A 9,873-nucleotide genomic window follows, 5' to 3' on the forward strand; every position below is an offset into this window, starting at 1 on the left:
CTGGGAGGGGTTAGGGGTGGGTTCCCATCTCCCCATCTCCCCATCTCCCTATCCAAGCAATCTACTATCTTTAAATCCAACTCGGTATTAGATTGCTCTGACCTGCTCGGCGGCCTGGGCTAATTCAAATACCACCCGCGCCACGTAGGGGCGAATCATCCACCAGATTAAGGGTGATAACCAGCCTTTTAGGGTAACTGAGTAGGAAATATAGGTACCACAAAGGGTGGACTCTACTTGGTAAGTGACACGATTTTCAACTCCAGGGATTGCCAGAAATCGTATACTGAGTAGCTCACCGGGTAAGACACGCTCTACGAAAATTCGCACCGGAATTGGGATCAAGCGAGTGACTACCTGATAAATTAAACCAGGTTTAGCCATTAAACCTTTTGGAGCATTGGTACTTGACAGCAGAGGATTCCAAGACACATCTGCTAAGTTGATCAATTTTTGCCAGAGAACTTCCACTGGGGCAGTACTCAGGGCGCGATAGGTCTTGAAGAGGGAAAACTTACACCAAATCCCCTCGTGACCAGCAATTAATTTGAAAGAAAAATTAAGAATCACTACACGCCTCCCGCAGCTATGCTCAGGCAGATTTATGATCTTTCCCAAATGGCTTTGGTTGAAAAATCCCTCTCTATTTAGGATATGATCTCAACTGCCTGGAAGTTATGCCAACCCCCAGGGCTGACCCTGACGGTAACCGATCGTACCAACCAATAATTACCAACCAATAACTACCAACCAATAACATTGGCAAGGCAAACTTAAGGTTTTGCTTAGATACTCGCTAGGATTTTTTATGACAGCTTTACAGACGGACACAACAACTACTACTAATACCACTTCTTTACCTCCTGCGGACTCTAGGGAGAGAGTCAAGCAATTGATGCAACAGCTGCAAGATACGATTTGTGATGCTCTAGTAAAAGAGGATGGGATTGGCACCTTTAGAGAAGATGCTTGGGAAAGAGAAGAAGGGGGTGGTGGTCGTTCCCGTGTGATGCGCGATGGTTCAGTAATCGAACAGGGTGGGGTTAACTTTTCTGAAGTTTGGGGAAAACAGCTGCCACCGTCAATTTTGAAGCAGCGCCCCGAGGCAGCTGGACATGGTTTTTTCGCTACTGGTACCTCCCTAGTATTGCATCCTCGTAATCCCTATGTGCCCACAGTTCACCTGAATTATCGGTACTTTGAGGCAGGACCAGTCTGGTGGTTTGGTGGGGGAATCGATTTGACCCCTTACTATCCCTTTGCTGAAGATGCTGCCCATTTGCACCGCCAATTGAAAAAAGCCTGTGATGCCCATCACCCTGAGTATTACCAAGTCTTCAAGCCTTGGTGCGATGAGTATTTTTATCTGAAACACCGTCAAGAAATGCGGGGTGTTGGGGGCTTATTTTTTGACTATCAGGATGGCACGACGGGTAAACTCTATCGTGGTCCCCATCCAGATGGTCCCGCAGCAGCATACAGTGACAAGGTTGGGGCTTTAGAGCCTCGGAGTTGGGAAGATATATTTGCTTTTGTCACAAGCTGCTCTGAGTCATTTTTACCAGCTTATCTACCCATTGTAGAGCGCCGTCGCGATCTGGAATATGGCGAAAGAGAGCGTAACTTCCAGCTCTATCGTCGGGGTCGATATGTAGAATTTAACCTGGTGTATGACCGAGGCACAATTTTTGGTCTGCAAACTAACGGGCGTACTGAATCCATCCTGATGTCCTTACCCCCCTTGGTGCGTTGGGAATACGGTTACCAACCTGAGCCTAATACACCAGAATCCGAACTCTATGAGATATTTCTCAAGCCTCAAGACTGGGCAAACTGGAAAGCTTAACCTGTTGTCATGTCACTTATGGCAATACTAGGATGGTTCGATGTCAGCTATCAGTCGTCAGCTATCAGCCGTTAGCTATCAGCCGTCAGCTAATCAACGGTAGTTAGTAAACAAGCATCGGGGGTGCTGGTAGGGCTGCTTAAAAGTCCCTGGTAGTTGTACTCATCCGATGCCGTGCAGTTCTATCCCCTGCTATCTGATACGCGACACGCTGATAGCCTACGGCCAATGACTGATACGCGACACGCTGATACGCGACACGCTGATAGCTGGGGAAAGATAGAATAGAAATCCGTGATTAATCCCCATCATTACCTTCATATTAAGGTCTTCTGACCAGATTTGTGCAACAATTGGATACGTTCCCTGACATTTAACCAATCACTGTAAGCTAAACTAGCTTGCAGTGAGAACCTCCATGATCCCAATCACAGAGGGCTTGCTTTAAGAAAAGTCTTCCCCGCTTAATTTGTTAGTCAGGGCGTATTAATTAAAAAACATTTTGGAGCTTTTTCAGTTGGCTGGGAAGCAGTCAGGGGCTAAAGGTGGCGCTAGTCCTACAGGTGCGCTTGACCCATTAAGAATTAAATTCGCGTGATTGTCGCACCTGAATCGTTCGGGACGCACTCTCAACTCTTAATGATTAGATTTGGTAAGGTTTCAATGAACGGTAGCTGCTACAAGGAGGTGCTGATGGTTCATATCGATCAGAAAACTCATACTACTGAAGATGGTACAAATGTGATTGTTTTGAAACCGATTGGACGCCTGGACATCACTACAGCTTGGCCTTTTCGTCTGAAATTGCAAGAGTGTATCTCCCAACTGCGCAGGCATGTAGTGGTTAATCTGAGTCAGGTTGACTTTATTGATAGTTCGGGTTTGACATCCTTAGTGGCTGGCATGCGAGATGCTGACAAAATTAAGGGCAGCTTTCGCATTTGTTCTGTTCATCCAGACGCCAAGCTCGTGTTTGAAGTCACTATGATGGACACAGTATTTGAAATTTTTGAAACGGAGGAAGAAGCCTTAGATGGTTTATCCAGTAGTATCGCCACCTGAATAGAGGTGCAACTATTAGCCTTATAGCTCTCTAAACCTTACCTTGTCAAACATTATCTACTGTTTTATAATCAAATAAGTTAGTAACTTGTTTAACAAGGGAACACTACCGCCCAACGAAGAACTAAAAGCTTTGGCAGCTGGTCGTAAGTTAAGCGACGTAAAATAATGGACTGAGTGAAGTTACAGTGCGGTTTGAGAGTAGGCAGAAGAGCCTCCATTAATAAAAATAGCGCAATGCTTTTGGCATTGCTTTGTCGGCAACAACCATTAGTTAAAACTAATGCTATACCATCGTCCTATCTGCTTGTGAGTAGGTTTGTACAGGTTAAATGTTGCACCCATTAGGTTTCAAATTAAGCTTGGCTTGGCTTCGGTAAATCTTATACCACAGATGTGTGATCACAGCGTGTTAGAATAGCAAAGGTGCTGATTGACCCGACCGACGAAAAGGGCTTGAATGCTACTAGCGGCAGCTCGGGAAAATAACTTGGCTGAGCTTTGTAAAAATAAGTCCACAGCAAGTTGAACTCCAAGAAATCAAACGACCTGCGGGAGGCGGGTTGCGGCCAGGGTAGTAGGGGAACAAATCCTTTAGCTCCTACTGCGGGAGTAAGTGCGATAGAGCAAAACCTCCGGACGTTGATTAAGACCAATCTGGCATCAGCGGATGAAACTGGAAACCCCCACCATCATCTTGGATTTGGTGGTAGGTACTTCATGGGAGATAATAAAAATATTATAAAGCTTCAATTCTGATCTGCCTTGTGAATACTGTTCGCACAGTCTCGGATACTAAACGGGATTTCTACACCTATCACACTCGCCCCATCAACTCTATTTACCGACGTGTAGTGGAAGAGTTGATGGTAGAGATGCATTTGCTGTCGGTTAATGTCGATTTTAACTACGACCCCATCTATGGCTTAGGTGTGGTGACATGCTTTGACCGGTTTATGCAGAGCTATCAACCGGGAAATGATAAAGAATCAATTTTTAATGCTCTGTGTCAAGCAGTCGGAGGTGAAGCTCAGCAGTACCAGGAAGATGCCCAACGGCTCAAAACCAGCGTAGAGTCTATGTCTGGGCAAGATTTGATCTCCTGGTTCAGTTCCCCAACCTCTGAGAATGGGACTGGGGATTTGGCAACCACTATAGCTGCGATCGCACAAAATTCTCAGTTTAAGTACAGCAGATTGTTTGCCATTGGTTTATTTTCACTGCTAGAGCAGGCGGACTCGGAGTTAGCTCAGGACCAAAAGCAGCTCGAAGAAGTACTTAACAAAATTAGTAGTGGATTAAACCTTCCTTCCGAAAAGCTACAAAAAGACTTGGAGTTGTACCGCAGCAACCTCGAAAAAATGGCACAGGCTCGGGTAGTGATAGAAGACGCGATTCAAGCTGATCGCAAAAAGCGGGAGGAGCGTGCTAAAGAGAAAGAAAAATCAGCTACCCCTAGCAGCGATTCCACCCCATCAGCCCCAGAAGAATCAGATTCGTCTAAGTCTGATTCCTCTAAGGATGAAGCCCCATCTTCCTAGCTAGGTTTTTTGGTCTAGCAGGCTGATATCCCCCGGATAAATCCCAGATAAATCACGGGGGCTCATCCCATTACCCTGGAAAAAAAGGTCAAAGGGCAAGGTACATAAGCAATCAGCAATCAGTAATTAGCTATCAGCTATCAGTTATCAGCTGATCATCTCAGTCCAGGTATCAAGGAAAATTTCAACCCAAATTATCTTAAATCAAAGGTTGTAATAGTTGAATCAGGTCTTCCGCTTGTCTGAGCCCCTCTATCCGTTGTTGAGGCTGACCGTTTTTAAACAGTACCAAGGTTGGTAACGCCTCAATGCCATACTGGGAAGCAAGCTGGGGGTATTTGTCCGTGTCAATTTTTACAACTTGCAAACGATCTTTGAGCTCCGCATTGACCTGTTCTAGGATAGGAGCCATCATCTGACATGGCCCACACCAAATGGCATAGAAATCTACCAACACGGGCACATCTGAGCCAGATAATAATTCTTGGAATGTTTTGAACTGCTTTTTAACGGCCATGAGCAAGAAACCTTTCCGAGTCCTTCTGATCGATTCTAGTCCAAAATCATTGGGGCTGGACTAAGCTAAAGATTCCTGTAAAGTTAACTTTGGAGGAAACCGTTCCTGCCCACAGGACAAGATCAGGCAGGATGGAAAACAGTTCAAGGTTTATGGAAACATTACAGACATCTGGGCAACCATCTTCCCAACAATTAAGCGATCGCATAGCCATCGTGACCGGTGCCTCGCGAGGAATTGGCCGAGCTGTGGCCTTGGCCTTAGCTGGGTCAGGGGCAAAGGTTGTAGTCAACTACGCCAGTTCCAGTAATGCAGCTGATCAGGTCGTAGGGGCTATCATTGATGCTGGGGGTGAAGCCTTAGCACTTCAGGCTGATGTGTCTGAAGCTGAACAAGTTGATGCCCTAGTTAAAGGGACTCTCGAAAAGTTTGGTCGTATAGACGTGCTAGTGAATAATGCTGGGATTACCCGCGACAACTTGTTATTGCGGATGAAACCCTCAGATTGGCACGCAGTAATTAATCTCAACCTGACTGGGGTATTTTTATGTATCAAAGCAGTGAGCAAACTGATGCTAAAGCAAAAGTCTGGTCGCATTATCAATATTGCTTCAGTGTCTGGACTAATGGGAAACCCTGGTCAAGCCAATTACAGTGCTGCCAAGGCTGGTGTGATTGGCTTAACCAAAACCGTTGCCAAAGAGTTTGCTAGTCGTGGGATTACAGTCAATGCCGTAGCTCCGGGTTTTATTGCCACTGATATGACTACTGACCTGAAAGCAGAAGGCATTATCGAGCATATCCCTCTAGGTCGTTACGGTCAGCCAGAAGAAGTAGCTGGGATGGTAAGGTTTTTGGCAGCTGATCCAGCTGCTGCCTATATCACTGGACAAGTCTTTAATGTCGATGGTGGGATGGTTATGGCTTAAACCCCCCGGCACATCAGTGTTTTAAGTTCTGGAAAGTTCAAAATTGTCAGAGGAATTAGCACTCTTCGTGTAAGAGTGCTAAATTTGCTAATGGAGACACAAAGCAACTTTAAACAACCAATGGCAAAAATCGTTTCGTTTGACGAAGAATCCAGACGCTCATTGGAGCGGGGGGTCAATGCCCTAGCTGATGCTGTACGTATTACCCTTGGTCCAAAAGGTCGTAATGTGCTTCTGGAAAAACAGTATGGGGCACCCCAGATTGTCAATGATGGTATTACCGTTGCCAAAGATATTGAACTGGAAGACCCCTTAGAAAATACTGGCGCTAGACTGATTCAAGAAGTCGCATCCAAGACTAAAGACGTTGCTGGGGATGGCACTACCACAGCTACCATTCTGGCTCAGGCCATGATTCGAGAAGGTCTTAAGAATGTGGCAGCTGGCGCAAATCCTGTAGCTGTGCGCCGAGGAATCGAAAAAACTGTTGCCGAGCTGGTCAAAGAGATTCAGGCTATGGCACAGCCGGTTCAGGGAACTGGGATCGCTCAAGTTGCTACAGTCTCCGCTGGTAACGATCCAGAAGTGGGTGAGATGATTGCCCAAGCCATGGAAAAGGTCACCAAAGATGGTGTGATCACCGTTGAAGAATCCAAATCCCTCTCCACCGAATTAGAAGTAGTGGAAGGGATGCAGATCGATCGCGGTTATATTTCCCCTTACTTCGTGACCGATAACGAACGGATGACAGTGGAATTTGAAAACCCCTACATCCTGATTACCGATAAAAAGATTAGTGTGATCCAGGATTTGGTACCGATTCTGGAAAAAGTGGCTCGTGACAGCAAACCCTTGCTGATTATTTCCGAAGATCTAGATGGTGAAGCCTTGGCAACTCTGGTGGTGAATAAGGCCAGGGGTGTATTGAATGCCGCTGCGGTCAAGGCACCAGGATTTGGCGATCGCCGCAAGCAAATGTTACAGGATATTGCAGTTTTGACCGGTGGTCAGGTAATATCCGAAGACGTTGGTTTGAGCCTGGATACTGTCTCCCTAGATATGCTAGGAAATGCTACCAAAGTTAGCATTGACAAAGACAGCACCACTATTGTAGCTGGTGGTCAAACTAAGGCAGATGTAGAAAAGCGAGTTGAGCAAATCCGCCGCCAGCTAGCAGAAACTGACTCCGAATACGATAAGGAGAAACTCCAAGAACGGATTGCTAAACTGGCCGGTGGTGTAGCAGTAATTAAAGTTGGTGCCGCAACTGAAACAGAACTCAAAGACCGCAAACTGCGGATTGAAGATGCCCTCAATGCTACTAAAGCTGCGGTAGATGAAGGGATTGTTCCTGGTGGTGGTACAACCCTAATTCGCTTAATAGAAAAAATTCCTGCACTGACAAACAACCTAGAGGACGAAGAGAAAGTTGGTGGAACTATTGTAGCCAGGTCATTAGAAGCTCCCCTGGCTCAGATGGCGGATAATGCTGGTGTTGAAGGTTCCGTCATTGTAGAGAAAGTACGGGAGAGTACTGGTAACGTTGGCTATAATGCTGCTACTGACACCCTTGAAGACTTGATTGTTGCAGGTATTATTGACCCTGCTAAGGTAGTACGCTCATCCCTACAGAATGCTGCCTCTATCGCTGGTATGGTCTTGACCACAGAAGCCCTGGTGGTAGAGAAACCTGAACCTAAATCCGCTGCTCCTGCTCCCGACATGGGCGGCATGGGCGGCATGGGCGGCATGGGCGGCATGGGCGGCATGGGCATGATGTAGTGCCATTAGCTAGTGCCATTAGCTAGTGCCATGACCTAGTCTCTTGCTTTGCTAGCATGAAGCCTTAAAGCAGCTTGTTCCTGAGGACAGGCTGCTTTTTGATTTGTCTTTATTGATGGCGTGAGTCAATCTTGAGTCAACTCATTTATGAGGTATAATCTAAAAATTCTTATCCAGACTCTTCTTATCCCCATTAACGAATAAAACCTTAAACTAGTCTTTTTAAGAGGTTTACTCTCAATGGATAACGACCAAAACTTGCTAATCCTGACGATTTATATAATCGGCGTTACTTACGTTTTGTACAAAGCTTTCGATGAAATAGACAAACTCATAACCGTTAAGGTAGACTCTGACGCTATCAATCAGGAACTGGAAAAGCACGATCTTAATGATTTTATGGAAGTCAACTTTGGCTTCGCTCCTAGCTATAAATTTGATGAGTTAAAGGATCTTAAACTGACTGTTAAAAATAAAACCAACGAGAATCCTGTTCATATTGAAATAGACTGGGATAAGAGTATTATCACTGACTTAGGAAATAATGCACGACCTATGGTTTGGGTAAATTCTGGTGATATGGAAGAGGCACCCAAAAGCCAAGACGTTGGTAAAATTCGTCCTGGTCAAAAATGCGATTTTAAACTTAGTGATGAAAAGATTAAAAATGCATTGTTTCCGGTCAAAGACTTGAAGAAGGCGATTAAAAATGGTGGGAAATTTAATCTTCAATTATTATTCAATATATTTGAACCAAATACTGGAAAGAGGCGTTCCTGCTACTTACCCTGTAGGTTCACACCGATCAAGGTACACTGGACCCAGGCTATAGTTCTTGCCTTGCAGCCTAAATAGGAGTACTAAAATAGGACTAGCAGTTGGGAGTCTATTTAGAGGATTTTGGTTTGTCTCCAGTATTACGAACGTTGACTAACTTATTTAGTACTTCAAACCAAAAGGGGGCTCCCATACAGATTGCGATCGCACTCAAAATAATCCCTAAAACGAATTTGAAGTAAACCCAAGTCAAACCCAGCTCTCTGGGAAGGTGATTCGGTTCTTCAAACTGCTCTACAAGATTAGTTTCTCCCCAGCCAATGGGAAGGAAGGCTAGGTCATCTACAGCTGAGGTTATAGTATCATAACAGTCATTACTGTTTGATTCTTGCTGTAAACAGACACTAGTTTCATTCACAATTCTATTAGTCACTTGATTGACAGCGGCTCTTACACTGTGGTTTTTATAGAATTGATTGCTGATATTGATGGTATCGATATTCAAGGCTAGGGAAATCACTAATCCAATTAAAAAAGATATGGCTTTAGACTGACGCTTGTATACCCCTGCAGCTCGTGTCATGGATTCGTCAAACCATGTTGCCAGTTCCTCCTGGAGTGTTTTCAGGTCTTTGTTCCGGTCAGAGTATTCAAATTTAGCTTTATCAATCAGGGTTAAAAGCGTTATCTTTAAGTCTTCAGGAAGTAAATTTTTAATCTTCTCTTCTTCAAGGGCTGTTTTAAAATTGTCCAGAGTAATCTCGGCATTATCTTTGAAGGTTGATGCCTGCTGAACAATGGTCATGATTAAAGCGGTGGCAAAGGTATCTGATGGAATATAGGAAGGCCCACTAACCTTTGAGTTAGAATTTGACTTTAATTCATTTTGCTTATCTAGGCCTTTGGCTTCGTGATTAACTGATTTAAGCAACGGATTTTGATAGAGTTTTGCTAAAAGCCGTTTGGTCTTTTTTAAATTGTTAATCTGATCAACGGTTACATTAACTGATTCTTCATCTGACTCATCGACCACATCTTTCAGGGTTATATTTCGTAACTGAATCCCACCATTAATTAAATTTTCGATAGCCCTCTGTAAGTGTTTAGCTCGCCATTGTAAAATGCTAGCGAGATATTCTTGGATTTCAGAGGCTAACAGACTGGTGATCAGGTAGACAAAAAATAAGCCAAGGGCAACGTTTAAAATAGCAGATAAGTCCATGATTGACCAGCAGTCTTGTCAAAAAGAGCAGCAGAAGTGGGCTTTTTTGCCCCCTTCTGTCAAAAAAATGATATACGATATCGTGAACTGCGTCCTAGATCCTAGCCTTAAAATCCTAGGCGAGTTATGCTCTGTTTAACTTGTGACATACTCCCACACTGACAAGCGCGGTTCAGTGTGGGCTTCTTACCAACTCC

The 9,873-nt window shown here is 44.6% G+C and carries 9 protein-coding genes; 6 read left to right on the forward strand and 3 right to left on the reverse strand.

Features of this window, described 5'->3' with window-relative positions; translation table 11 throughout:
* Positions 1 to 87 precede the first annotated feature (87 nt).
* A complete protein-coding gene (locus AC4II3_RS28115) occupies positions 88 to 570 on the reverse strand; it encodes an SRPBCC family protein (RefSeq protein ID WP_070391956.1) in 483 nt (160 codons plus the stop codon).
* A 238-nt stretch (positions 571 to 808) separates the two neighbouring features.
* Here AC4II3_RS28115 and hemF point away from each other — a divergent pair, with 238 nt between their 5' ends.
* From hemF to psb29, 3 genes are all read left to right on the forward strand, one after another.
* Complete coding sequence (gene hemF / locus AC4II3_RS28120; RefSeq protein WP_488010378.1) at positions 809 to 1,846, forward strand: oxygen-dependent coproporphyrinogen oxidase; 1,038 nt, start codon at positions 809 to 811, stop codon at positions 1,844 to 1,846.
* Between the two features lie 693 nt (positions 1,847 to 2,539).
* Entirely contained in the window at positions 2,540 to 2,908 is a 369-nt protein-coding gene (locus tag AC4II3_RS28125) for an STAS domain-containing protein (protein WP_488010377.1), read from the forward strand.
* A 767-nt stretch (positions 2,909 to 3,675) separates the two neighbouring features.
* Positions 3,676 to 4,449, forward strand: a complete 774-nt coding sequence (psb29, locus tag AC4II3_RS28130) for a photosystem II biogenesis protein Psp29 (RefSeq protein WP_488010376.1) — start codon at positions 3,676 to 3,678, stop codon at positions 4,447 to 4,449.
* A gap of 199 nt (positions 4,450 to 4,648) precedes the next feature.
* Here the strand turns inward: psb29 and trxA are convergent, their stop codons facing one another.
* Positions 4,649 to 4,966 carry a thioredoxin gene (gene trxA / locus AC4II3_RS28135; protein WP_488010375.1) on the reverse strand — a complete coding sequence of 106 codons (318 nt, stop codon included), beginning with the start codon at positions 4,964 to 4,966 and terminating at the stop codon, positions 4,649 to 4,651.
* 152 nt (positions 4,967 to 5,118) lie between these two features.
* On the opposite strand from trxA, the gene fabG reads away from it, so the two are divergent.
* The 3 genes from fabG (at position 5,119) to AC4II3_RS28150 (ending at position 8,532) form a co-directional block, all read left to right on the forward strand.
* Positions 5,119 to 5,895: a 3-oxoacyl-[acyl-carrier-protein] reductase gene (gene fabG, locus AC4II3_RS28140; RefSeq protein WP_488010374.1), complete on the forward strand. Its 777-nt coding sequence runs from the start codon at positions 5,119 to 5,121 to the stop codon at positions 5,893 to 5,895.
* Between the two features lie 120 nt (positions 5,896 to 6,015).
* The gene (groL, locus tag AC4II3_RS28145) at positions 6,016 to 7,677 is read left to right on the forward strand and encodes a chaperonin GroEL (RefSeq protein WP_488010373.1); all 1,662 of its coding nucleotides are present in this window, start codon (positions 6,016 to 6,018) and stop codon (positions 7,675 to 7,677) included.
* A 240-nt stretch (positions 7,678 to 7,917) separates the two neighbouring features.
* Complete coding sequence (locus AC4II3_RS28150) at positions 7,918 to 8,532, forward strand: hypothetical protein (RefSeq protein ID WP_488010372.1); 615 nt, start codon at positions 7,918 to 7,920, stop codon at positions 8,530 to 8,532.
* Positions 8,533 to 8,563: 31 nt separating this feature from the next.
* Here the strand turns inward: AC4II3_RS28150 and AC4II3_RS28155 are convergent, their stop codons facing one another.
* A complete protein-coding gene (locus AC4II3_RS28155) occupies positions 8,564 to 9,676 on the reverse strand; it encodes a hypothetical protein (protein WP_488010371.1) in 1,113 nt (370 codons plus the stop codon).
* Positions 9,677 to 9,873: the final 197 nt, after the last annotated feature.

Source organism: Moorena sp. (assembly GCF_982860115.1).

Coding starts and splice junctions, on each gene's coding strand:
- hemF (WP_488010378.1), top strand. CDS start 809: ATGACAGCTTTACAGACGGACACAACAACTACTACTAATACCACTTCT.
- AC4II3_RS28125 (WP_488010377.1), top strand. CDS start 2,540: ATGGTTCATATCGATCAGAAAACTCATACTACTGAAGATGGTACAAAT.
- trxA (WP_488010375.1), bottom strand. CDS start 4,966: ATGGCCGTTAAAAAGCAGTTCAAAACATTCCAAGAATTATTATCTGGC.
- fabG (WP_488010374.1), top strand. CDS start 5,119: ATGGAAACATTACAGACATCTGGGCAACCATCTTCCCAACAATTAAGC.
- groL (WP_488010373.1), top strand. CDS start 6,016: ATGGCAAAAATCGTTTCGTTTGACGAAGAATCCAGACGCTCATTGGAG.
- AC4II3_RS28150 (WP_488010372.1), top strand. CDS start 7,918: ATGGATAACGACCAAAACTTGCTAATCCTGACGATTTATATAATCGGC.
- AC4II3_RS28155 (WP_488010371.1), bottom strand. CDS start 9,676: ATGGACTTATCTGCTATTTTAAACGTTGCCCTTGGCTTATTTTTTGTC.